The organism is Modicisalibacter luteus DSM 23508, assembly GCF_000378505.1.
Classification (GTDB): domain Bacteria; phylum Pseudomonadota; class Gammaproteobacteria; order Pseudomonadales; family Halomonadaceae; genus Modicisalibacter; species Modicisalibacter luteus.
Genome location: NZ_KB899994.1, coordinates 157,323 through 180,205 on the forward strand (window position 1 = coordinate 157,323; position 22,883 = coordinate 180,205).

General features: G+C 57.8%; 19 protein-coding genes. 16 read left to right on the top strand and 3 right to left on the bottom strand.

Going from position 1 to position 22,883, the window contains the following annotated elements:
• Positions 1-4: 4 nt before the first annotated feature.
• Positions 5-1,081, bottom strand: a complete 1,077-nt coding sequence (locus F568_RS0110520) for a 3-deoxy-7-phosphoheptulonate synthase (protein WP_019018683.1) — start codon at positions 1,079-1,081, stop codon at positions 5-7.
• Positions 1,082-1,367: 286 nt separating this feature from the next.
• Here F568_RS0110520 and rpoE point away from each other — a divergent pair, with 286 nt between their 5' ends.
• From rpoE to pdxJ, 11 genes are all read left to right on the top strand, one after another.
• Complete coding sequence (rpoE, locus tag F568_RS0110525; protein WP_019018684.1) at positions 1,368-1,973, top strand: RNA polymerase sigma factor RpoE; 606 nt, start codon at positions 1,368-1,370, stop codon at positions 1,971-1,973.
• Between the two features lie 189 nt (positions 1,974-2,162).
• On the top strand, positions 2,163-2,861 hold the full coding sequence (locus F568_RS0110530) for a sigma-E factor negative regulatory protein (protein WP_019018685.1): 699 nt from the start codon (positions 2,163-2,165) through the stop codon (positions 2,859-2,861).
• Between the two features lie 47 nt (positions 2,862-2,908).
• Positions 2,909-3,844 (top strand): MucB/RseB C-terminal domain-containing protein, encoded by a 936-nt coding sequence (locus F568_RS0110535; protein ID WP_169338671.1) that lies wholly within the window; start codon positions 2,909-2,911, stop codon positions 3,842-3,844.
• 4 nt (positions 3,845-3,848) lie between these two features.
• Positions 3,849-4,304, top strand: coding sequence for a SoxR reducing system RseC family protein (locus F568_RS22675; RefSeq protein WP_019018687.1), 456 nt, complete (start codon positions 3,849-3,851; stop codon positions 4,302-4,304).
• Between the two features lie 159 nt (positions 4,305-4,463).
• Positions 4,464-5,885, top strand: a complete 1,422-nt coding sequence (locus tag F568_RS0110545; RefSeq protein WP_019018688.1) for a DegQ family serine endoprotease — start codon at positions 4,464-4,466, stop codon at positions 5,883-5,885.
• A 173-nt stretch (positions 5,886-6,058) separates the two neighbouring features.
• Entirely contained in the window at positions 6,059-7,876 is a 1,818-nt protein-coding gene (lepA, locus tag F568_RS0110550; protein ID WP_019018689.1) for a translation elongation factor 4, read from the top strand.
• A 14-nt stretch (positions 7,877-7,890) separates the two neighbouring features.
• Positions 7,891-8,694 (top strand): signal peptidase I, encoded by an 804-nt coding sequence (gene lepB / locus F568_RS0110555; RefSeq protein ID WP_019018690.1) that lies wholly within the window; start codon positions 7,891-7,893, stop codon positions 8,692-8,694.
• Between the two features lie 51 nt (positions 8,695-8,745).
• Positions 8,746-9,435: a ribonuclease III gene (gene rnc, locus F568_RS0110560; protein WP_019018691.1), complete on the top strand. Its 690-nt coding sequence runs from the start codon at positions 8,746-8,748 to the stop codon at positions 9,433-9,435.
• Positions 9,432-10,331, top strand: a complete 900-nt coding sequence (gene era / locus F568_RS0110565) for a GTPase Era (protein ID WP_019018692.1) — start codon at positions 9,432-9,434, stop codon at positions 10,329-10,331. The genes rnc and era overlap by 4 nt, the downstream gene beginning before the upstream one ends.
• A gap of 5 nt (positions 10,332-10,336) precedes the next feature.
• Positions 10,337-11,041 (top strand): DNA repair protein RecO, encoded by a 705-nt coding sequence (gene recO, locus F568_RS0110570; protein WP_019018693.1) that lies wholly within the window; start codon positions 10,337-10,339, stop codon positions 11,039-11,041.
• A 25-nt stretch (positions 11,042-11,066) separates the two neighbouring features.
• Positions 11,067-11,867: a pyridoxine 5'-phosphate synthase gene (pdxJ, locus tag F568_RS0110575; RefSeq protein ID WP_019018694.1), complete on the top strand. Its 801-nt coding sequence runs from the start codon at positions 11,067-11,069 to the stop codon at positions 11,865-11,867.
• Between the two features lie 6 nt (positions 11,868-11,873).
• Here pdxJ and F568_RS22680 read toward each other — a convergent pair whose 3' ends face one another.
• Positions 11,874-14,273 carry an ATP-binding protein gene (locus tag F568_RS22680; protein ID WP_019018695.1) on the bottom strand — a complete coding sequence of 800 codons (2,400 nt, stop codon included), beginning with the start codon at positions 14,271-14,273 and terminating at the stop codon, positions 11,874-11,876.
• Between the two features lie 56 nt (positions 14,274-14,329).
• The gene (locus tag F568_RS23900; protein ID WP_019018696.1) at positions 14,330-14,584 is read right to left on the bottom strand and encodes a hypothetical protein; all 255 of its coding nucleotides are present in this window, start codon (positions 14,582-14,584) and stop codon (positions 14,330-14,332) included.
• 161 nt (positions 14,585-14,745) lie between these two features.
• On the opposite strand from F568_RS23900, the gene cysM reads away from it, so the two are divergent.
• The 5 genes from cysM to ppc are packed head-to-tail and all read left to right on the top strand — an operon-like array spanning position 14,746 to position 22,863.
• Entirely contained in the window at positions 14,746-15,642 is an 897-nt protein-coding gene (gene cysM, locus F568_RS0110585; protein ID WP_019018697.1) for a cysteine synthase CysM, read from the top strand.
• A gap of 2 nt (positions 15,643-15,644) precedes the next feature.
• Positions 15,645-17,003, top strand: a complete 1,359-nt coding sequence (locus F568_RS0110590; protein ID WP_026300476.1) for a 23S rRNA (uracil(1939)-C(5))-methyltransferase — start codon at positions 15,645-15,647, stop codon at positions 17,001-17,003.
• 51 nt (positions 17,004-17,054) lie between these two features.
• Positions 17,055-19,316, top strand: a complete 2,262-nt coding sequence (gene relA / locus F568_RS0110595) for a GTP diphosphokinase (RefSeq protein WP_019018699.1) — start codon at positions 17,055-17,057, stop codon at positions 19,314-19,316.
• Positions 19,313-20,155 carry a nucleoside triphosphate pyrophosphohydrolase gene (gene mazG, locus F568_RS0110600; protein WP_019018700.1) on the top strand — a complete coding sequence of 281 codons (843 nt, stop codon included), beginning with the start codon at positions 19,313-19,315 and terminating at the stop codon, positions 20,153-20,155. Before relA ends, mazG begins: the two co-directional genes overlap by 4 nt.
• Positions 20,156-20,214: 59 nt before the next feature.
• Entirely contained in the window at positions 20,215-22,863 is a 2,649-nt protein-coding gene (gene ppc / locus F568_RS0110605) for a phosphoenolpyruvate carboxylase (protein ID WP_019018701.1), read from the top strand.
• The last annotated feature ends 20 nt before the right edge of the window (positions 22,864-22,883 follow it).

Here is a 22,883-nt window from a genome sequence, read left to right on the forward strand (position 1 = left end):
TGCGTTATACGCTACGGCGCTGGGCCAGGACCGGCTTGAGCTTTTCTGCCATCTGATGGAAGGTTTTCTCTGTCGTTTCCCAGTCGATGCATGCATCGGTAATCGAAACGCCGTATTTCAGTTGGCTGCGGTCCTCGGGAATTTTCTGGTTCCCCCAGCCGAGGTGGGACTCGACCATCAATCCCATGATGGATCGATTGCCTTCGAGGATCTGGTTGGTGACGTTTTCCAGGACCAGAGGTTGTAACGCAGGATCCTTGTTGGAGTTGGCATGCGAGCAGTCGATCATGATGTTGGCGCCGAGGCCGGCCTTGTTGAGTTCCTGCTCCGCCAGCGCCACGCTGACGCTATCGTAATTGGGCTTGCCGTTGCCACCCCGCAAGACGACATGGCCGTATGCATTGCCGCGGGTGCGGATGATGGCGACTTTGCCGGTCTGGTCGATCCCCAGAAAATTGTGAGGATGGGCGACGGACTGCAGGGCATTGACAGCGACATCGAGACTGCCATCGGTGCCGTTCTTGAAGCCGACCGGGGAAGACAGGCCGGACGCCATCTCGCGGTGGGTTTGTGACTCGGTGGTACGTGCACCGACGGCCGACCAACTGATACAGTCCTGTAAATACTGCGGAGAGATCGGATCAAGGGCTTCGGTCGCGAGTGGAAGGCCCATTTCGGCCAACTCTACCAGCAGTCCGCGCGCGATATGTAAGCCTTCCTCGATCTCGAAGGAATCGTTAAGGTGCGGGTCATTGATCAACCCCTTCCAGCCGACAGTAGTGCGCGGCTTTTCGAAGTAGACGCGCATGACGATGTACAGCGAATCCTTTACCTCGTCGGCCAGGACCCTCAGGCGACGGGCATACTCCTTGGCGGCTTCCACGTCATGGATCGAGCAGGGGCCCACCACTACGATCAGGCGGGGGTCATCGCCATCGAGAATGCGCTGGATGGTCTGCCGGCCCTCGAGGACCGTTGTTTCCGCTGCTTCGGTCAAGGGGATCTCACGCTTCAGATCTTCTGGCGTGATCAGGACGTCCTGGGCCAGGACGTTGATGTTATTAACTTGCTGTTCTGACATTCAGCTACCTGTAACTGTTCGCGCTGGAAGGGAATGTTGTCTACTATCGCGCGTTGGCTAACAAGAAATCAATGCCGGTGGAGTGAAAGCGGTCCGGTCGGTGCTTGCTGGGCGCGGTCTACCGACAAACTTGAAGGCATTTCAATAAACAGGAACACTTGTGTTAACGATGACCAGCACGGGGCCGCAGACTGACTCCATGATCCTGAAGCGAACCATGTCACTCATGAATGACCCCCAGTGCGCTGTGCACGCGCCCCGTCCAGCCCGCAAAGGGAGAGGGTGAATGGGCAATAGGGAAACCGATCAACAACTTGTGGAAAGGGCTCAGCAAGGGGATACGCGAGCATTCGACCTGCTGGTAAAGAAGTATCAACACAAGATTATTGGCCTGATCGGTCGCTACGTGCATGACCATGCCGAGGTGCAGGACGTTGCCCAGGAAGCTTTCATCAAGGCCTACCGGGCGTTGGACAAGTTTCGCTCCGAAAGCGCCTTTTATACCTGGATGTACCGAATTGCCATCAACACGGCCAAGAACCACCTGGTCTCCAAGGGGCGTCGTCCACCCGGCAGTGACCTGGACATTGGCGATGCAGAAGTCCTTGACCAGAGCGGTCGCCTATCGGACATCGAGACACCCGAAGCGTCTGCGTCACGCGACCAGCTTGAGGCGGCTGTTTTCGAGGCGCTTGAGAATCTGCCCGAGGATTTACGCACAGCGATTACGCTTCGTGAACTCGATGGTCTGTCGTACGAAGATATCGCTAACATCATGCAGTGCCCTGTGGGTACGGTTCGTTCGCGTATTTTTCGCGCACGTGAAGCCGTGGATAAGCATATCCAACCCTACGTAAGTACAGCGCGTACCAAGGATGCGATACAGGAATGACGGTGAAATTTTTTCGTGCCATAAATGAACTGTCCAGAGCTAAAGACGTCTCAAGAGTGTTCGTACCTCACGGTGCGAGGGAGAGGGTGCCAGCATCCTGAGGGTGCTCGGGCATGGTTCGTATCATGTTGATAATAATGGATCGGAGTGACTCCGACCGATCGCATTGGCGAGTATGAGGGTGTGAGGATGAAGGACAATCTGCGTGAATCACTGTCCGCGTTGATGGACAATGAAGGCGATGAGCTCGAATTGCGGCGCGTACTAAGGGTTCTCGACGATTCGCCTGATACCGCTGAGCACTGGCGCCGCTATCATCTGGCCCGCAGTCTCATGCAGCGTGATCGCGACATAGATGTCAGCACCGATCTGTCAGCGGGCATCATGGCTCGCATCAAGGATGAACCTGTTCCCCGCGCTGCCAATACTTCCCGGCAGGTGCGTCGTCAAGGCTCGCTCTCCTTTGCAGGGAGCGCTGCAGTCGCCGCGACTGTCTCTCTGATGGTAATTACCGGCGTCCAGTTTTATAACGGGATGGACGTTGCTGGAACATCCGAAGTGGCAAGCCGCAACATCGAGAACGCACCGTCTTCGACGATAGCGCCCGCGTCCATGGGGGCGGATTCATTGAGTACACCGGTTGACATGCCACTGTTCCAGACTTCGCCGATGCTAGGCAACGGCCTCATGTCAGTTGGTGCCGGTGATGACAGTGCGCCCTTGTTCATGTCCCCGAATCAGCGCCAGTCTCAACGTGCAGATCTCGAACAGGCCCGGCTTCTTCAGTCTTACCTTGATCGCCATGCCGATGGGGCCGCCTATCGCTCCGGAGAAGCCTGGATGCCGCTGCTGCGGGCATCTGCACAGGAATCGCTGAGTACCCGTTGATGGTCAGGTCGCGCTTCGTTGCCTGTACGGCTGTGACGATATGCTTGATGTTCCTTGCGGTATCGGCCAGTGCCGAGTCCAGTAAGGGCTTCGATTGTCCGCAACTCGCTGATAAGCCCGCGCCATCCACGGCAACCGAATGGTTGAAGCGGAGTATGCTGGCGGGACATTGTTATATCTTTCAGGCACGTGCCGTTCGCATAAGTCGCGAAGGTGTCAGGACGCTGGCGCTTTCCCATGATGTTCGCAATGGGGTTGTCCGTGAGGTGGCCAGCTATCTTGATGGCCCACCCGTGGTTTATGAGAGACATGGCAAGATCGTCGGGAGCGGAAATAGCAGCAGAAAGGGGATAAATCCAACCGCGCCGTTATTAGATGCTGAGCGTGTCGGGCAATTTTATCGTTTGACGCTGGGGGGCGAAGAGAGGATTGCGGGAAGGCGTAGTATCCGCTTGGATATAGAGCCCTTGGATAGTCTTCGTTATGGCCATCGTTTGTGGTTGGACATTCAGACTGGGCTTCCCCTGAAACAGGTATTGCTCGATATCGATGGCCGCATTCTTGAGACTTTTCAGATGACCGAGCTTGTCGATCCGACGCTTTACGATCAATCGGTCTCTTTCGAAACATTGGGTTCCCGTCCAGAAGGGCCATGGCAGCCTGGCTGGTTGCCCTCGGGATACCAACTTTCGCCTCTCCCCGATAGCGGGGAGGCGCCAGGGAGTGCTCTGTCGCATCGCCTGTTTAGCGATGGCCTGTCGAGTTTTAGCCTGTTCATCGAGCCATTGTCTGGCAATTCGCCTGCCTTACGACCAGGTCTGCATCGTCTCGGTATTTCCTACGCTGCTGTCCGACATCTGCCCTTTAATGGCCGCTTGATGCAAATCGTGGTGATGGGGGAGTTGCCCCCGCAGGTCCTGGTGCGTGTTGCGGCGGAGTTGCAGTTCCAGCCTGATTCCTCGGACATAGAGCCTGAGTCGTGACACTGTGACGGAGCGTGGTGCGGATGCAGCCTGGTTGGACACGCCTGCCTTGGTGGTGGATGTGTTTGCCGGTGGCGTCTGGGTCGAAACGTTGCAGCAGGCAAGTTGCCATGGCTGTACCGGGCGCACTTCTTGCGGTATGGGATTACTGTCTCGCTGGCGATCCCATCCTCGGCTGCAGATTGCTACTCCGGGTACGTATCAGGTTGGCGATATCGTGCGCGTCAGGATTCCTGTGCGCGGATTCTTGAGTGCCGCCCTCACGGTGTACGCATGGCCGCTAGGTCTTGCCCTGGTGTCGGGAGGGGTGGCAGAAACATTATCCACGCCGGGGCATGTCATCGTACCGCTGGTGTTCGTTGGCGGGCTCTTGTTCGGTGTGTGTATTGCTCGATGGATTGGCTGGCGCTGGAGTCATCGTTATCGACCGCACCTACTGGTGGACAAGGCGTCGACTTGATCAGACATTTATGATTTTGCCCGCCATGATGAACTCTTTTCTTGCCTTGCTATCAAACGTGGCGTTCCGAGCGTTAACGAGTCGTTCCGGGCTCGCCAACCTCTGGTAATGACAAGAGTGTAATTAGCTAAGCTCAAGAGCACGAAGCAGGAGTACCCAATGCAACGCATCAAACGACAGTTCTCCGTGTGGCTGTTGCTGCTGGTCGCTACGCTCGGTGTGCAAGCTGCACAGGCGCGAGAGTTGCCCGACTTTACCGAGCTGGTCAAGCAGGCGGCACCGGGGGTAGTCAACATTTCCACAACGCGTCAGGTCGAGCGTCGTAGCATGCCTTTTTCCGGCCCGCAGGGTCAGGAAATTCCAGAAATCTTCCGTCATTTCTTCGGTGACCAGATACCCTTCGGGCAGGAAGGCATTCCTGGCGGGTCGGAAGAGCGCCACTCACTGGGTTCCGGCTTCATCATCGACAAGGATGGCTACATCCTGACTAATGCGCATGTCGTCGACGGTGCTGACGAGGTCGTGGTGCGACTGAATGATCGTCGTGAACTCGGTGCCGAAGTCATCGGTTCCGATACCAAGACCGACGTGGCCTTGTTGAAAGTGGATGCCAATGACCTGCCGACACTCAATATCGGCGACTCCAATCAGCTAGAGGTTGGCGAATGGGTGGCGGCCATCGGTTCTCCGTTCGGCTTCGACCACTCGGTAACGTCCGGTATCGTCAGTGCCATTGACCGTACCCTACCGAGCGATGCCTATGTACCCTTCATTCAGACTGACGTAGCGATCAATCCGGGTAATTCCGGTGGTCCGCTGTTCAACCTCGACGGGGAAGTAGTGGGAATCAACTCCCAGATATTCACCCGTAGCGGTGGCTTCATGGGGCTGTCTTTCGCCATTCCCATCAATGTGGCTATGGATATTGCCGACCAGTTGCGTTCGGAAGGCCGCGTCAGCCGTGGTTGGCTGGGGGTGGTGATCCAGCCGGTATCACGTGACCTGGCGGAGTCTTTTGGTCTGGACGGTGCCAAGGGGGCCCTGATCGCAGAGGTTGCTCCCAACACGCCGGCTGCCGACGCCGGGCTCAAGGCAGGGGATATCATCCTGTCGGTGAATGGTGAAGAGGTCGATCGCTCCACCACGCTGCCGCGACTGATCGGGCGCGTCAATCCCGGAAGTGAGGCCAAGCTCGAAGTGCTACGCAATGGGGAGCGTGTCGAGAACACCGTGACCGTGGGTGACTGGCCGGAAGAGGCCCGGGCCGGCACTTCCAGTAGTGCGCGTGATCCGCAGAGCCGTTTGGGTGTCAGTGTCGCGCCGCTCGAGCAGGAGCAGCTACAGCGTCTCGACCTCGATTCCGGTGTGCGTGTGGTTCAGGTCGATCCTGCCGGAGTTGCTGCCAAGGCGGGAGTGCGTGCCGGCGATATCATCGTATCGCTGGATCAGCAGAACATCAGCTCGCCTGAGCAATTGGCCGAAGTCATCCGCAAGGTAGAAGGCAACCGGGCCGTGCCGATGCGTCTGTATCGTGATGGTCGCTCGCTGTTCGTTGCCCTGCGCCTGGGTAAAGGAGAGTAAGGCGCCATTAGCGACGTGCCGGTATTAGCGACGGGGCCATGCGGCCCCGTCGCTGTTTCGTCAGCACATGGCCGGCTTGCTGTCCTTGATGCCGGCTTGTCGGTACAATGGCCGGAAAATTTGCCCGTTGCGCCTGGACAAGGCGCACAAACAGTATGGCGGATATAGGATAAATGACAGACAAGGCAAGTCCCGGTCGCATCAAGCACATTCGAAACTTCTCAATCATCGCGCATATCGACCACGGTAAGTCGACGCTAGCCGATCGCATTATTCAGCTTTGCGGTGGCCTGACCGAGCGCGAATTGAAAGAGCAGGTGCTCGACTCGATGGACATCGAGCGCGAACGGGGCATCACCATCAAGGCTCAGTCGGTCACGCTCGACTATCGGGCCGAGAACGGCGAAACCTATCAGCTCAATTTCATCGACACGCCCGGGCATGTCGATTTCTCCTATGAAGTTTCACGCTCGCTTTATGCCTGTGAAGGCGCGTTGTTAGTCGTCGATGCGGCCCAGGGCGTCGAAGCTCAGTCGGTGGCCAATTGCTACACGGCTATCGCTCAGAATCTTGAAGTACTGCCGGTGCTCAACAAGATCGACCTGCCCCAGGCCGATCCGGATCGAGTCGCTCAGGAAATCGAGGAAATCATTGGTCTCGATGCAGTTGACGCCTGTCAGGTCTCGGCCAAGACGGGGCTCGGGATGGAAGGGCTTCTCGAGCGCTTGGTGCGCGATATCCCGCCACCCAAGGGTGATGCCGATGGTCCGCTTCAGGCCTTGATTGTCGACTCCTGGTTCGATAACTATCTCGGCGTAGTGTCATTAGTGCGAATCTTCGATGGCACCCTGAAAAAGGGTGACAAGATTCGCATGAAGTCCACAGGTCGCGATTGGGAAGCCACCGAGATTGGCATTTTTAATCCCAAGCGTCATCAAACCGGTATGCTGCGTGCCGGTGAAGTCGGCTTCGTGGTTGCCGGTATCAAGGATATCCATGGCGCGCCAGTGGGCGATACTATAACGCACGCCAAGACTCCGGATGTGCCTCGCCTGCCTGGTTTCCAGAAGGTCAAGCCTCAGGTCTATGCCGGCATGTTCCCGGTGAGTGCCGATGACTATGAAGATTTCCGCGATGCGCTGGAGAAGCTGGCGCTGAACGATGCCTCGCTGGATTACGAGCCGGAAAATTCCGACGCCCTCGGCTTCGGTTTCCGGGTCGGGTTCCTCGGCACGCTACACATGGAGATCATCCAGGAGCGCCTTGAGCGAGAGTACGATCTCGATCTGCTTACCACGGCACCGACGGTTGTGTATGAATTGGCCATGGACAATGGCGAGATACGCTACGTCTCCAACCCTTCCAAATTGCCCGATATGGCTAACGTCGACGAAATGCGTGAGCCCATCGTGCGTGCCAGTATCCTCGTGCCGCAAGAATTCGTGGGTAATGTCATCGCCGAGTGCGAGCAGCGGCGGGGCGTTCAGCTCGACATGCAATTCCTGGGCAATCAAATCCAGCTAACTTACGAATTGCCGATGAGTGAAGTCGTCATGGACTTCTTCGATCGGCTGAAGTCGATCTCGCGTGGCTATGCTTCTCTCGATTACAGTTTCGAGCGCTTCCAGGCAGCCAAGCTGGTACGCCTGGATGTGCTGATTAACGGCGATAAGGTCGATGCGTTGGCTGCCATTATTCACCGTGATCATGCCCATGGCCGTGGACGTCTCCTGGTCGAGAAAATGAAAGAGCTGATCCCGCGCCAGATGTTCGATGTCGCGATCCAGGCCGCCATTGGTGGGCAGGTCGTGGCCCGGTCGACCGTGAAGGCGTTACGCAAGAACGTGACAGCCAAGTGTTATGGCGGTGATGTCTCGCGTAAGAAGAAGCTCCTCGAGAAGCAGAAGGCAGGCAAGAAGCGCATGAAGCAGGTTGGTAGAGTGGAGATTCCTCAGGATGCCTTCCTTGCCGTGCTCAAGGTGAACGACTAGGAAATACGAGACTCATGGATTTTTCGCTGCTTTTGGTGGTGGCTGTTGCCGTCACGGGGTTGGTTTGGCTATTGGATGCCCTGTGGTGGCGTCGTCATCGTCAGGCTAAATTGGCCACGGCCGAGGCAAGTGCGGGAGGGCCACTGGAACCCAAGGTCCGCCACAAGTTGGCCAAGGAACCCTGGCCGGTCGATTATGCACGCTCCTTCTTTCCAGTTCTGCTCGTTGTACTGGTGCTGCGCAGCTTTGTCATTGAACCGTTTCAGATTCCTTCCGGATCAATGCGGCCAACGCTGAAAGTGGGCGATTTCATCCTGGTAAACAAGTTTACCTATGGCTTGCGTCTGCCGGTGTTGCATACCGAGGTCGTCGATCTCGGCGAGCCCGAGCGGGGGGACGTCATGGTATTTCGCTTCCCGGAAGAGCCTTCGGTCAACTTTATCAAACGCGTAATCGGATTGCCTGGCGACCATATCCGCTACGAGGACAAGCAGTTGTATATCAATGGCGAGCCTGTTCCCAAGCAATTGGTCGATGCGACGCCGGCAGCGGTACCGGGAGAGTTGCTGTTTGAGGAAGAGATGGGTGGCCATGTCCATGGTATCTACAACAATCCCCGGGATCCCGGCCCTCAGGTACGTGAGCTGGTCGTTCCCGATGGACATTATTTCATGATGGGCGATAACCGTGACCATTCGAACGATAGCCGATACTGGGGTTTCGTTCCGGAAGAGAACATTGTCGGTAAGGCGTTTGCCGTATGGATGCATTGGGATGGCGGCCTGCCGAGCTTCTCGACGGTACGTGCCATTGAATGAACCGGCCGGCTTTACCCGGCACGCCAAGCCAACACATAAAGCAGGTGTTTTGTGAGTACCTCCCATCAAGCCTTCAGCCGACGGATCGGCCATTCTTTCCGCGATCCTTCTCTATTGGAGCTGGCATTAACCCACCGCAGCTACGGGGGGGATAATAACGAGCGGCTGGAGTTTCTGGGTGATTCCATCGTCAACTTCGTTATTGGGGAGGCGCTTTTTCAGCGTTTTCCCCAGGCGCGAGAAGGCCAGCTTTCGCGGTTGCGTGCCCGTCTGGTCAAGGGCCAGACTTTGGCGGAGCTGGCACGTGAATTCGTCGTGGGCGAGCAGTTGCGTCTCGGTTCCGGCGAAATGAAGAGCGGTGGCTTTCGGCGCGACTCGATTCTGGCGGATGCCGTCGAGGCCCTGATTGGCGCCATCTATCTGGATGCCGGTATGGACGTGGCCAAGGCACGAGTTCTGTCATGGTACGGTACTCGGCTCGAGTCGATCGATTTGCAGGACACCCAGAAGGACCCGAAGACTCGGTTGCAGGAGTTTCTTCAATCGCGCCAGGCCGCGTTGCCTCGCTATGAAGTGACTAGCGTAGAAGGAGAGGCCCATGCCCAGACTTTTACGGTCGAGTGTCATGTCGACATGATCGATAAATTTACGCTCGGCGTCGGCACCAGTCGCCGCCATGCCGAGCAAGAAGCGGCTGAGAAAGCATTATTGCTGCTTGAGCCGAAAGGAGGGCGAGCATGACCCAGACTTGTGGTTTCGTGGCGATTGTCGGGCGCCCCAATGTCGGCAAGTCGACCTTGATGAATCGAATCCTCGGGCAAAAGATATCGATCACCTCCCGCCGGCCCCAGACGACGCGGCATCAGGTGATGGGCATCAAGACCGAGGGGGATGCGCAGTTCATCTATGTCGATACCCCCGGCATGCATATCCAGAGCAAGGATCGCAACAAGGCCATCAACCGCTTCATGAACCAGGCTGCAACCCACGCTCTGCGCGATGTGGATTGCGTGGTATTTCTGGTCGATCGGACCCGTTGGACCAAGGAAGATGATAACGTGCTCGACAAGCTGTCGCACGTCGAAGCGCCGGTCATCCTTGCAGTCAATAAGGTCGACTGGGTCGAGAACAAGCAGGAACTATTGCCTTGGCTCGAGCAGTTGCAGGCCAAGCGAACGTTTGCTGCCATTCTGCCGATTTCAGCCAAGCATGGAACCAACGTGCCTGAGCTGGAAACGGAAGTCGGCAAGTACCTGCCCGAGAGTATCCATTATTTCCCTGACGACCAGGTCACTGATCGTAGCCAGCGTTTTCTCGCGGCCGAGCTGGTGCGCGAGAAGGTCATGCGGCAGCTCGGTGACGAGCTGCCTTATCAAATGACGGTTGAAATCGAGGAGTTTCGGGACGAAGGGCGAATCATTCATATCAGCGCGCTGATGCTGGTCGAGCGGCCGGGACAAAAGAAGATCCTGATTGGCGAAAACGGTGAGCGTATCAAGAAGGTCGGTCGTGAGGCTCGCCTGGATATGGAGAAGGCCTTCGGCGCCAAGGTCATGCTTAACTTATGGGTCAAGGTCAAGCGTGGCTGGTCGGATGACGATCGCGCCCTGAAAAGTCTCGGTTACGATCTCGAGTAGCCTGAATGCAGCCGCAGCCGGCTTACTTGCTTCATAAGCGGCCCTATCGGGAAACCAGCGCGCTGATAGAACTTATCACGCTCGATCACGGCCGGGTACGGGCAGTCGCTCAAGGCGTGCAGCGTGCGGGAAGCAAAAGTCGCTCGCGTCTGCAGCCGTTCGCCCCTTTGCACGTCACCTGGACTGGCACAAACGATCTCAAGCGGCTGCGCCTCATGGAGTCGCGAGGCGCGTCGGCATTGCTGGCCGGCGAGGGCCTTCTGTGCGGGCTTTATGCCAATGAGTTGTTGAGCCGTGTTTTGCCGGCAATGTTTCCTGTACCAGAGGTGTTTGCATTCTATGCGTCGCTGATGGAGGAATTGCCTGTGCCTGAGCGTCGTGCACCGGGCTTGCGACGCCTCGAACTCGCAGTGCTGGAAGCACTGGACGCTGACCCGGTCTTTCGCGATCTGCATGATCGCGAATTGGATCATCATGGCCGCTACGTCTATCGTGCCGGCTCTCGTCGCTTCGTGATGGCGCCCGAAGGGCAAATCGGCGTCGATGGCCGCAGTCTTCGCCTGTTGGAACAGGGGGACTGGACTCAGCCGGGGCTGGCAGGAGTTGCCAAGGTGTTGACCCGCGCAGCATTGTCGCCTTTGCTGGGAGACAAGCCGCTACGCTCGCGTGAATTGATGTATCAGTTGGCAGCACGCCGTCGTCCTTCCTGACATTCTACGTTTGCATGGAGTTGCTATGAACCCGCCGCGTATCCTATTGGGCGTCAACATCGACCACATTGCTACCCTGCGTCAGGCCAGGGGAACCCGCTACCCCGATCCCGTCCAAGCTGCCCTTATGGCTGAAGAGGCCGGGGCGGATGGAATAACGGTGCACTTGCGTGAGGATCGCCGGCATATCCAGGATCGCGATATCCAGATTCTTGCTGATGTGCTGAATACACGCATGAACTTGGAGATGGCGGTCACTGACGAGATGATCGAGTTGGCTGAGAGGATCCGGCCGGCCCATGTATGCTTGGTGCCGGAAAAACGTGAGGAACTCACGACCGAGGGTGGGCTCGACGTGATTGGTGGACGTGAGCGGGTTGCAGAAGCCTGTCAAAGACTGGCAGCGGCCGGTTGTGATGTCTCGTTGTTCATCGATCCGGACCCTGACCAGATTCGTGCTGCGCTCGACGCAGGAGCGCCCACGATAGAGTTGCATACAGGTGCCTATGCGGAGGCTAGCGGTGATGCGATGCGAGTCGAATACGAACGCATTGCCGCCGCAGCTGAACTGGCTAATGAGCTCGGCCTAACCGTCAACGCCGGCCATGGCCTGCATTATCATAACGTCGAGGCCATCGCTGCGATTCCTGGCGTGAACGAACTGAACATTGGTCACGCCATCGTTGCGCGAGCCTTGTTCGTCGGCTTGAAGGAAGCCGTCGCCGAGATGAAACGCCTTGTAATTGCTGGTCAGGAGGCTGGGTTCGTGGCCTCTCTGGAGAGCCATGACCACATTCACGAAGAAGACAGTGGCTGCTGTCATTGAAGCGCATTAGTTGGTTTGTGACGCCTGCCAATCCCGCAGGCGTTGCATAGCCTCGAATACTTCCTCGAGCAGGTCGCCAACAGCCGATATGCCTTGAGCGCGAAGTCGCGTTTCCAGGGACTCACAAAGCAGCGCCAATTGCGGCACGCCGCAATAGCGGCAAGCACCGTTCAAGTAATGGACGGCGTCGAGAAACGCTTCCGCGTCTCCCTGGGAATACGTCTGGTGTAGTTTCTTCTCGCTATCGTCAAGACTGTCGAGAAGCATCCTCAACGTATCCTTGGCCAGTTCCGGGTTACCTCCAGCCATGGCGCGCCCCAGATCCATATCCACGACCGGCAGCTCATCTTCTGAGTAATGCCGCTCATGCTTCGTCCGCAGCTTCAGTTTGATGTCCAGGTAGGTTTCCAACACTTTGGTGAGTGAGTGCTCTTCCAAGGGCTTGGTCAATACTTTGTTCATGCCGGCATCAAGCAGCTTGCGAGTTTCATCTTCCAGCGCATGGGCCGTCAGCGCGATATACGGGCAATTCGCCCAGCTGCCTCCCAAGCGGCGCAAGGACTGCATGGCTTCGACGCCATTCATGCCGGGCATACGTATATCCATGAGCACGAGTCCGGCCGAATGCTCATGGGCTAGAGCGATTGCCTCCTCGCCGCTGGCAGCAAGGAGGCAATCGAGGCCGGCTTGGTCGAGAAGCTCCTTGACTAACAGGCGGTTGGACAGGATGTCATCGACTACCATGACACTACGATCACTAAGGCTGGGGCTGGGCCTGGCAGTTCCGAAGCTGTCATCCTCGGGGCTATTGGCTTCGCTCCGACCCAGTAGTCGCCGTACGCAATCCGCCAGTTTTCCTCGTCCGAACGGCTTGGGCAAAATATCGCTCCGAGGCGGTAAGCGAAGTTCGGTTACGTCATAAGGGTTGGTATTGACCAGAGCCAGAACCGGGCAGGTCAGGCCAGAAAAGCAGGCGTTCCAGCTGCGCAAGGCCTCTCCTTGTAGCTCATCCCGGCTAAGTCCCACGAGTATTAGGTCGTAGCAGGCTGTGTGCAGGGCATGTCCTCCGTCCACGACATGCACCTCGGCGCCCCAACACTCGAAGAGGTGAGTCAGGGCGCGGCGTGTTGCCTCATGAGGCTCATGAATGGCTATTTGGGGATTGTCCAGCTGTATTTCGGGTTGCCGCTCCGTCTGGTGCAGGCCAGTCAGCCGTAGCGGTAGCGTGAAGCTGAACTCGCTGCCATGCCCGGGGTGGCTGGAGACAGCGATCTGGCCTCCCATCTGTTCGACAAGCTGCTTGCATATCATCAGGCCCAGACCCGACCCTCCATGATGGCGTGTGCGTGCGGTGGAGACCTGGCTGAAGGGCTGAAAAAGGCGTTGCTGAAGATCGGCGGAGAGACCAATGCCCGTATCACTGACCTTGACGCCGAGTATCGGTTCGCCATTGTCCGATTCCTCGACAAGCACACGCACGATGACTTCACCTGATTCGGTGAATTTCACGGCGTTGTGCACCAGGTTGGTCAGGACCTGCTTGATGCGCAGAGGATCACCGACCAGTTCGCTGGGTACGTCGTCATAGACCAGGCCAAGTAATTGCAAATCCTTTTGCTGTGACGAGGGCGCCTGAAGCATCAGGACTTCGTCCACCATCGAGACCATGTCGATAGGAACGGATTCCAGCTCCATCTTGCCGGCCTCGATCTTGGAAAAGTCCAAGATGTCGTTGATTAGTGAGAGTAAATTATCCGAGGCGGTTTCCACATGGCCGAGCCATTCGCGCTGACGAGCATCGAGACGACTCCGCCCAAGCAGGCGGCAGAACCCGATAATGCCATTCAACGGCGTGCGGATTTCATGACTCATGTTGGCGAGAAATTCTGACTTGATGCGGTTGGCTTGCTGAGCACGGCGGCGAGCCATGTCTAGCTCAATGTTCTGGATTTCGATCGTTTCCATCGATTCCTGCAGGTCTGCGGTAGTCTGCTCGATCTGCTGGCGCATATTGTTGCGACTATTGAGCAAATGCTGCCCAATGTCATTGATTGCCCGGGTCAAGGGCGCCAGTTCTTGGGGCCCCCGCGTGGGGAGCCGGTATTCGTAGTCGCCGGCGTTGAGCCTGGCCAGTGCGTCCCGCTGTGCGGATAGCACCGGAAAGAACCTGCGCTTGATGATATAAGCCAGGGCCAGCAATAACAGGGCCATGCCAATCCAGGCCAAGGCATGGCTGGCCAACTGGCGATAGGTCATGAGTTCCAGTTCGTTATTGCTGATGGACAGATCCATCCAATACTGATTGCTGCGTACACCACGCGAATCACCTTGCGGCGTAATCGCTGGCAGTGGCTTGATAAATCGCCAGCTTTTCTCAACATCCATCAAGACGGGGTGTTCAGGCATTGGCAACTCAGGGGCTGATTGCGTCGTACCCATATGCAGCAAGGGAGCCCCGGATTTCATCCTGAGAGTGACGGACTGGATCCCCTGAAGGTCGAGGAGGCTTGCGTGAGATCTTCAAGGGAGGCGCGGTCGCCGGTATTAAGCGCACTGGCCAGGGACGGTGAGAGGAGGTCGATGGCCTCTTCCATTCGCGTCTGGAGCATGGTGGAACGCTGCTGACTGTCCTGCACCAGCAGATAGCCGGTATACAGGAGTGTCAACAGCAGTGGGACACCAAGAGTGAGCGCGAACAGGCGGTTTTTCAAGGCCATGGGAGATCCAGCGACGATAATCAGGGCAACAGTATGCCACAGAGTTCAAGCCCTCCTGTCCAGTGCAGGGTGGCATGGATATAATGTCGGCAATGAATTTATCTGCCCAGTCGCCGTTTTTTCGAGAGGCCTCTGGCCTCTCGGTTAGTAAGGATAAGCCCATGCAGTTTCCCACACTTGAGGATGTCGTCGGTAATACGCCCCTGGTGCGTCTGCAGCGTATCGGCGCTGGCCGCAACAATACCATTCTGGCCAAGCTCGAGGGCAACAATCCGGCAGGTTCGGTCAAGGATCGTCCGGCACTGTCCATGATTGGAGAAGCTGAGGCGCGCGGTGAAATTGTGCCGGGCGACACTCTGATCGAGGCGACCTCGGGCAACACCGGTATCGCCATGGCCATGGCGGCTGCCATCAAGGGGTATCGAATGGTGCTTGTCATGCCGGACAATGCTTCGAGCGAACGCAAGCAGGCCATGGCGGCCTATGGCGCCGAGCTGATTACCGTGACCAAACAACAGGGCATGGAAGGGGCTCGCGATCTTGCACAGGCGATGATCGATCGGGGAGAAGGCAAGCCGCTCAATCAGTTCGCCAATCCTGACAATCCGATGGCGCATTACCGGACGACCGGTCCCGAGTTGTGGCAACAGACCGAAGGGACTTTAACTCACTTCGTCAGTTCGATGGGAACCACCGGCACGATCATGGGTGTTTCCCGCTTTCTCAAGGAGCGTAATCCGGCCATTCAGATTGTCGGGCTGCAGCCGGAAGATGGAGCCAGCATCGCCGGCATTCGTCGTTGGCCCAAGGAATATCTGCCGAGTATCTTCGACGCCAGCCGAGTCGATCAGGTGCTTGATATCGGCCAACCCGAAGCCGAAGAACATATGCGGCGCTTGGCCAGGGAGGAAGGCATTCTGGCTGGCGTCTCTTCCGGTGGGGCACTGGCTGGAGCCTTGAGAATCGCCGAGCAGGTCGAGAATGCCGTGATCGTGTTTATTGTCTGTGACCGCGGTGACCGATACCTCTCCACTGGCCTCTTCGCCCCGGAAATTTGAGCATGGCCATGTTAGGTAAGCGCCGCCCGGCCAATCCGAAAAAATTGCCTAAGCGCCATTCTTCCCCCGTATCTCCTTCTGACGAGCCGGGCGTCATGGTGACGCGCCTGGCCCATGATGGGCGGGGTGTTGCTCGCGATGCCGAGGGGAAGACGTTGTTCATCGATCGTGCGCTGCCTGGGGAGCGGGTAAGTGTCGCCGTTCACCGAAGCCGCAAGCGTTTCGACGAGGCGCATGTTCGGGAATGGCTGGTCACCTCGCCCGAACGGAACGCTCCGGCCTGCCCTCACTATGAGCGCTGTGGTGGCTGCAACCTGCAGCACCTAGCCTTGGACGCACAACGACGACACAAGAGCGAGGTGCTTGTCGACCAATTGGCGCGCCAAGGATTGTCCTTGCCGGGTGAGCCCATGATTCTCGCCTCAGAGAGCTTGGGTTATCGCAGGCGTGCACGCATCGGCGTCAAGGTCGATGCACAGGGGCGGGTGCATCTGGGGTTTCGTGAGCGCAACAGCCACCATCTCGTCGATATCGCTACCTGTCCGGTGTTGGTGCCCGAGCTGAATGAACTGTTGCCTTCGTTACTCGAGTGCCTGGGGCAGCTCCAGTCGCCGCGCCTGGTTGGGCATGTGGAAGTGGTAGCCGGTGATACGCAGGCGGCGGTCGTCATCCGCCAGTTGCGCGACGATCCGGTGGACTGGCTGCGATGGCAGAGGTGGGCCGATGTCCGGAACGTTGCCATGGGCCGGCTTGTCGGGCGTGACGATCCTCGACTCGAGTGGTACGGCAGTACGCCTGACCTAGGTTACACACTTATAAGCAGAGACCATCGTCTGCGACTGGCCTTTTCTCCGGGTGACTTTCTTCAGGTCAATGCTGAGGTCAATCAGCAAATGGTGTCGTTGGCACTCGACTGGTTGCAGCCGGCCTCTACCGATCGGGTAATTGATTTGTTTGCGGGGGTAGGGAACTTTACGCTGGCGCTGGCGCCACATGTGGCGGAAGTCATTGGCATCGAAGGCAGCCCGGATATGGTGGCGCGTCTGAAAGGCAATGCGCAGGACAACGGTTTGAACAATATTGAGGCAAGGCAAGCCGATCTGGGACAGGCGCTGGAACTTGGATCGCTTCCCGACCTTGTGGTGATGGATCCGCCGCGTGATGGCGCCGAAGCGGTTTGTCAGACGCTTGGGGGGCAACCGGTACCGCGTATTCTCTATGTGTCATGCGATCCAGCGACACTAGCCCGCGATGCGGCACATCTGGTGCATGCCGGTTACCACATCACGCGCGCAGCCGTCGCCGACATGTTTGTTCAAACGGCGCATCTTGAGTCCATGCTCCTGTTCGAGCGTGGGTAGGGTTTGCAATGTTCCAGCCAAGACGGGCAGGAACAGGAGGGGTCCAATAACATGGTCAAGGTTCGCGAAGACCAGCCATTGACCGCCACGGGCGGTGTCGATATCGGGGTTTGGCTTGATCGCTTGAATGCCGATGTCTCCCTGCGTGACGTCGACGAGATGCGTGCAGCGTGCGATCTTGCCGAGCGCTTGGCGAGCGAGGCGGAGAAACCCCACAAGGCCTGGCTCGAGGATGGCTCCAGCTTCCGGACCGGGCTGGAAATGGCCGATATTCTCAGCGACTTGAAGCTAGACCAGGAGGCACTTGAAGCCGCCGTGCTGTACCGGGCTGTGCGTGAAGGGCGGATCTCTCTACAGGCGGTGGAAAAACGCTTTGGTGGGGGGGTGGCCCGGCTCATCGAAGGCGTGCTCAATATGGCGGCAATCAGCCAGCAGCAGGCGCCGAGTCATGGCATGTCCCAGCATAACCAGCAGGACAACCTGCGCAAGATGCTGGTCACCATGATCGACGATGTACGGGTTGCCCTGATCAAGATTGCCGAGCGGACCTGTGCCCTGCGGCAAGTTCGAGAAGCGCCTCGCGACAAGCGCCTGCGGGTGGCCCGCGAAGTGTTCGATATCTATGCGCCGTTGGCGCATCGCCTCGGTATCGGTCAGTTGAAGTGGGAGTTGGAAGATCTTTCCTTCCGTTACCTGCACGAGGACGATTACAAAACGATTGCCAAGCTTCTGGCCGAGAAGCGTCTGGATCGCGATCATTACATTCAGGATGTCGTTTCCCGACTAGAGCACTTGCTTGAAGAGCACGGCATCTCCCGCTACCAGGTCGATGGCCGGGCCAAGCATATCTATTCCATCTGGCGCAAAATGAAGCGCAAGCGCATCGATTTCTCGCAAGTCTACGATGTGCGTGCTGTGCGTATCCTTGTCCCGGAAGTGACTGATTGCTACACCGCGCTGGGCATCGTGCACTCCCAGTGGCGCCACGTGCCCAACGAATTCGACGACTATATCGCCAACCCCAAGAAAAACGGTTACCAATCGCTGCACACGGCACTGATAGGCCCTGAGAATAAGGTACTGGAAATTCAGATTCGCACCTTCGCCATGCACGAAGAAGCGGAGTTGGGGGTCTGTGCCCACTGGCGTTACAAGGGGCATGACATTAACGCCAAGAGTCGGGGCTACGAAGAAAAAATCGCCTGGTTGCGGCAGGTACTCGAGTGGCAGGATGAAGTCGGTGACCTGGGGGACCTCAAGGTGGGGTTGTCCAGCGATGTGGCGCCGGATCGTATCTACGTGTTTACCCCTGATGGTCATGTCATTGACCTGCCGCGGGTTGCGACGCCCATCGACTTTGCCTACCGGGTGCATACCGAGATTGGACACCGCTGCCGTGGGGCCAAGATCAATGGCCGTATTGTACCACTGACCTACAAGCTAAAGACCGGCCAGCAGATTGAGATTCTGACTGCTACCAAGGGGGGGCCCAGTCGCGACTGGCTCAACCCCTCACTGGGCTTCGTCAAGACTTCGCGTGCACGTGCCAAGATCCAGGCCTGGTTCAAACACCAGGCACGGGACCAGAATCTCGAGGAAGGACGGGTTCTGTTCGAAAAGGAATTTCGACGCCTGGACCTCGAAGGCTTCGATCTCGATACGCTGGCCAAGTCGGTCAATTATCAATCGCCAGATGACATGTACGCTGCCATCGGCGCAGGCGATCTGCGTATCGGTCAGGTACTTCATCAGGCCCAGCAGCTCTTTGGAGATACCGAGGACGAAGATCAGCTCGATCGACTGCTGACAAAACCCCGGCGCAGCGGGAAGGTCAAGGATGACGGTATCACCGTGCTTGGTGTCGGCAACCTCAAGACAGCGATGGCCAATTGCTGTCACCCCGTGCCCGGCGATCAGATCGTCGGCTATATCACTCAAGGGCGCGGCGTCACCATACACCGGCAGGATTGTCCAAATATCCTGCAACTTCGCGCCGAAGAGCCGAGGCGTATCGTCGATGTGGAGTGGGGGACGCAAGCGCATACGCAATATCCGGTCGACATCGAGATCGATGCATGGGATCGGTCGGGCCTGCTGCGCGATGTAACCAGTGTACTCACCCATGAGCGCGTCAATGTGCTGGCGGTCAATACGGTGACGAACACGACCGATAACATCGCCCGCTTGAAGATTACCCTTGAGGTTGATGGACTGGAGTCGTTGGGTCGTATCTTCTCACGCATCCAGCAACTGCCCAACGTCATCGACGTCAAGCGCTTGCGTAGTGGCGTCAGCAAAAAGGCCGCTTCATGAGCGACACGTCACGTTATTCGTTACAAGATCTATTGGCCCTCATGGCCGTGCTTCGTGACCCTGAGCAGGGCTGCCCGTGGGATATCAGGCAAGACTGGGGCTCCATCGTTCCGCATACTATCGAGGAAGCCTACGAAGTAGCAGATGCCATTGAGCGTCGGGCCTATGATGAGCTTCCTGGCGAACTGGGCGATCTGTTGTTCCAGGTGATTTATTACAGCCAGTTCGCCAAGGAAGAAGGGCGCTTCGACTTTCATGACGTGGTTGACGCCCTGACCACGAAAATGATTGCACGACATCCACACGTATTTCCAGATGGTACGCTGACATCGCGTCGGCAGGGCATCGATGCTGCTCAGGTCGAGACAGCTCAGGTGAATTCCCGGTGGGAAGCGCTAAAGGCCGAGGAGCGTCAGGCGCGTGATGCAGTATCGGTGCTCGATGACGTACCTCGGGCCCTGCCGGCGCTGTCACGCGCCGCCAAGCTGACCAAGCGGGCCTCAAGGGTCGGCTTCGATTGGCCCGATACCCGTGGGATACTGGATAAGATTCGCGAAGAACTCGACGAAGTCGAGGAGGCGTTGGCAGCGGATGATGACGTTCATGCCCGAGAGGAAGTCGGTGATCTGCTGTTTGCTGTCGTCAACCTGGCACGGCGACTCAAGGCCGATCCCGAACAGGCCCTTCGCGCTACCAATGCCAAGTTCGAGCGCCGTTTTCGGTACGTGGAAAAGGCACTGGCGCAGTCGGGGCGGGCGCCTTCTGATGCCAGCCTGGAAGATATGGATGCCCATTGGAATGACGCCAAACGTCTCGAGAACCACTCAGGAAACGATTAGGCGTTCCCGCTGTAGCGGTATCGGTCCAGTGATGAAGCTACCAGTCCAAGGAGAGCTGCATGAGTGATGACCTACATGAATCGCTTCGCGAAAATGTCCGCGTTCTGGGCGACAGTCTAGGACATACCATCGCCGACGATTTGGGCGATGCTTTCGTCGACAAGATCGAGACTATTCGCGCCTATGCCAAACGTGGCAGGCAAGGTGATGCACAAGCACAGCGCGAACTCAAAGATTACCTGCGTGGTTTGCCCGATCAAGATCTGCTGCCTGTAACACGGGCCTTCAACCAGTTCCTCAACCTCGCCAACATCGCTGAGCAGCACTACCGCGCACGCTTTCGCCGCGTAGAGGACTACAAGCCCGGTTTTCAGCCGGTGCTTGGCGAATTGTTGAACCGAATCCGCGAATCCGGGCATAGTCCGAGGCATATCGTTGAAACTCTGGCGGGCATGCGGGTCGAGCTGGTGCTTACCGCGCATCCAACCGAGGTCATTCGACGCACGCTGATTCAAAAATACGATGCAATCGATGAATGCCTGACACTCATGGAGAGCGCGGCGGACTATCCCGAGAAGGCGACACGAGCACATGCCCGGCTGAACGAGCTGATCGCTCAGGCCTGGCATACCGATGAGATTCGCCATGAGCGCCCCACTCCCGTGGACGAAGCTAAATGGGGCTTTGCTGTCATCGAGAACTCGCTCTGGGAAGCCGTGCCCAACTTTCACCGAGACCTGGACAATCTGCTGCTCGAAACCGCCGGTGAACGTTTGCCCTTGGATGCTGCTCCGTTGCGTTTTGCGTCCTGGATGGGCGGGGATCGGGATGGCAACCCCAACGTGACAGCAAAGGTGACGCGCGAGGTGCTCCTGCTGGGACGTTGGATGGCCGCCGATCTCTATCTGCGCGATCTGGAACAGCTCAAGGGCGAGCTGTCGATGTGGAAAGCCAACAGTGCACTAAAGGCTGAGGTAGGCGATGACCCTGAGCCTTACCGGGCATTGCTCAAGCGCTTGGTGATGCGTGTCGAGGCGACCCGGGACTGGGCGCAAGCCACCCTCGACGGCGAGAAATACGATGGTGGCCCTATCATCGAGACCCGCGATCAGCTCTATGCGCCGCTACTGGCCTGTTATCGCTCGCTGTGCGATGTAGGCCTCGACTCGATTGCCAATGGCGCGCTACTCGATACGCTGCGGCGTATCGCCGTCTTCGGTGTCACCCTGGCCAAGCTCGACATTCGTCAGGAAGCGGGCCGCCATGCCCTGGTCTTCGATGAGCTCTGCTCTTATCTAGGCTTGGGGCATTACCATGAGTGGGATGAAGAAAAGCGGCAAGCATTCCTGCTGGCGGAGCTCGAGTCCCCACGTCCATTGATTCCGCGTCGCTGGGAATGCTCCACCGAAACGCGCGAGGTCATCGATACCTTCCGCGTAATTGCCAATGAGCAACGAGAAGCGTTGGGGACTTACATTATATCGATGGCGGCGCAGCCATCCGATGTGTTGGCCGTGGCCCTGTTGATGAGGGAGGTAGGGGGCGACGTACGCCTGCCGATCGCACCGTTATTCGAAACTCTCGACGATCTCGATCACGCCAGTGAGGCTATCGATAAGCTGCTGTCGTTGCCCGGCTACCGGCGGCTCATCGGTGATCGTCAGGAAGTCATGATCGGCTATTCAGACTCCGCCAAGGATGCCGGCCAGTTGGCTGCCGCCTGGGCGCAATACCGGGCGCAAGAAACCCTTGTCGAGGTCTGTCGCAAGCATGGTGTCGACTTCACGCTTTTCCATGGCCGTGGAGGTACCGTGGGGCGCGGCGGCGGTCCGGCGCATGCCGCTATCCTTTCCCAGCCGCCAGGCTCGGTCAACGGTAGTCTGCGTGTGACCGAGCAGGGCGAGATGATCCGCTTCAAGTTCGGTCAGCCGGATATCGCCCTGCGTTCGATGGAAATCTATACCAGTGCCGTGCTCGAGGCGACACTCCTGCCGCCTCCATCACCCCAGCCGGAATGGCGCGAAGAAATGAACCGGCTAGCCAGCATTGCGCATAAGGGCTATGTCGGTGTGGTACGCGAAAATCCGGATTTCGTACCCTATTTCCGGGCTGTGACCCCGGAAGAGGCGCTGGGTCGCTTGCCGCTCGGGTCACGCCCTGCCAAGCGCCGTCAGGAAGGCGGCGTCGAATCTCTGCGGGCAATTCCATGGATCTTCGCCTGGACTCAGATCCGCCTGATGCTGCCGGCCTGGCTGGGCAGTGGCGAGGCCTTCGCCACCCGGATGGAAGAAGAAAGCGGTCTCGAGCGGCTGCGGGAGATGCGGCAGCGCTGGCCGTTCTTCGGTACCTATCTCGACATGTTGGAAATGCTGCTAGCGAAGGCGGACATCGAGATTGCCGCCTACTATGAGCATCGTCTGGTCGATGAACCTTCGCTGAAGGCGTTGGGCCAGCAGCTTCGGGATCGGCTGGTGCGCCTGCATGGGGTTCTACTGGAAATCCTGGACCAGCGCGAATTGCTCGAGGGCACGCCGTTGATCCGACAAGCGATTGAAGTGCGTAATCCTTATATCGACCCATTGCATGGTCTACAGGCCGAGCTATTGCAGCGCAACCGAGACGCGGACGGTGCCATCAGCCCAGCGCTGTCACGGGCGCTGATGGTGACTATGGCGGGGATCGCCGCCGGTCTTCGCAACACCGGTTAAGACACGCTATGTGCACGTCG

What these genes read in the sequence shown, in the direction of transcription:
- F568_RS0110520 (WP_019018683.1), bottom strand. Translation starts at nt 1,081, where the DNA reads ATGTCAGAACAGCAAGTTAATAACATCAACGTCCTGGCCCAGGACGTC.
- rpoE (WP_019018684.1), top strand. Translation starts at nt 1,368, where the DNA reads ATGGGCAATAGGGAAACCGATCAACAACTTGTGGAAAGGGCTCAGCAA.
- F568_RS0110530 (WP_019018685.1), top strand. Translation starts at nt 2,163, where the DNA reads ATGAAGGACAATCTGCGTGAATCACTGTCCGCGTTGATGGACAATGAA.
- F568_RS0110535 (WP_169338671.1), top strand. Translation starts at nt 2,909, where the DNA reads ATGTTCCTTGCGGTATCGGCCAGTGCCGAGTCCAGTAAGGGCTTCGAT.
- F568_RS0110545 (WP_019018688.1), top strand. Translation starts at nt 4,464, where the DNA reads ATGCAACGCATCAAACGACAGTTCTCCGTGTGGCTGTTGCTGCTGGTC.
- lepA (WP_019018689.1), top strand. Translation starts at nt 6,059, where the DNA reads ATGACAGACAAGGCAAGTCCCGGTCGCATCAAGCACATTCGAAACTTC.
- lepB (WP_019018690.1), top strand. Translation starts at nt 7,891, where the DNA reads ATGGATTTTTCGCTGCTTTTGGTGGTGGCTGTTGCCGTCACGGGGTTG.
- era (WP_019018692.1), top strand. Translation starts at nt 9,432, where the DNA reads ATGACCCAGACTTGTGGTTTCGTGGCGATTGTCGGGCGCCCCAATGTC.
- recO (WP_019018693.1), top strand. Translation starts at nt 10,337, where the DNA reads ATGCAGCCGCAGCCGGCTTACTTGCTTCATAAGCGGCCCTATCGGGAA.
- pdxJ (WP_019018694.1), top strand. Translation starts at nt 11,067, where the DNA reads ATGAACCCGCCGCGTATCCTATTGGGCGTCAACATCGACCACATTGCT.
- F568_RS22680 (WP_019018695.1), bottom strand. Translation starts at nt 14,273, where the DNA reads ATGCCTGAACACCCCGTCTTGATGGATGTTGAGAAAAGCTGGCGATTT.
- F568_RS23900 (WP_019018696.1), bottom strand. Translation starts at nt 14,584, where the DNA reads ATGGCCTTGAAAAACCGCCTGTTCGCGCTCACTCTTGGTGTCCCACTG.
- cysM (WP_019018697.1), top strand. Translation starts at nt 14,746, where the DNA reads ATGCAGTTTCCCACACTTGAGGATGTCGTCGGTAATACGCCCCTGGTG.
- F568_RS0110590 (WP_026300476.1), top strand. Translation starts at nt 15,645, where the DNA reads ATGGCCATGTTAGGTAAGCGCCGCCCGGCCAATCCGAAAAAATTGCCT.
- relA (WP_019018699.1), top strand. Translation starts at nt 17,055, where the DNA reads ATGGTCAAGGTTCGCGAAGACCAGCCATTGACCGCCACGGGCGGTGTC.
- mazG (WP_019018700.1), top strand. Translation starts at nt 19,313, where the DNA reads ATGAGCGACACGTCACGTTATTCGTTACAAGATCTATTGGCCCTCATG.
- ppc (WP_019018701.1), top strand. Translation starts at nt 20,215, where the DNA reads ATGAGTGATGACCTACATGAATCGCTTCGCGAAAATGTCCGCGTTCTG.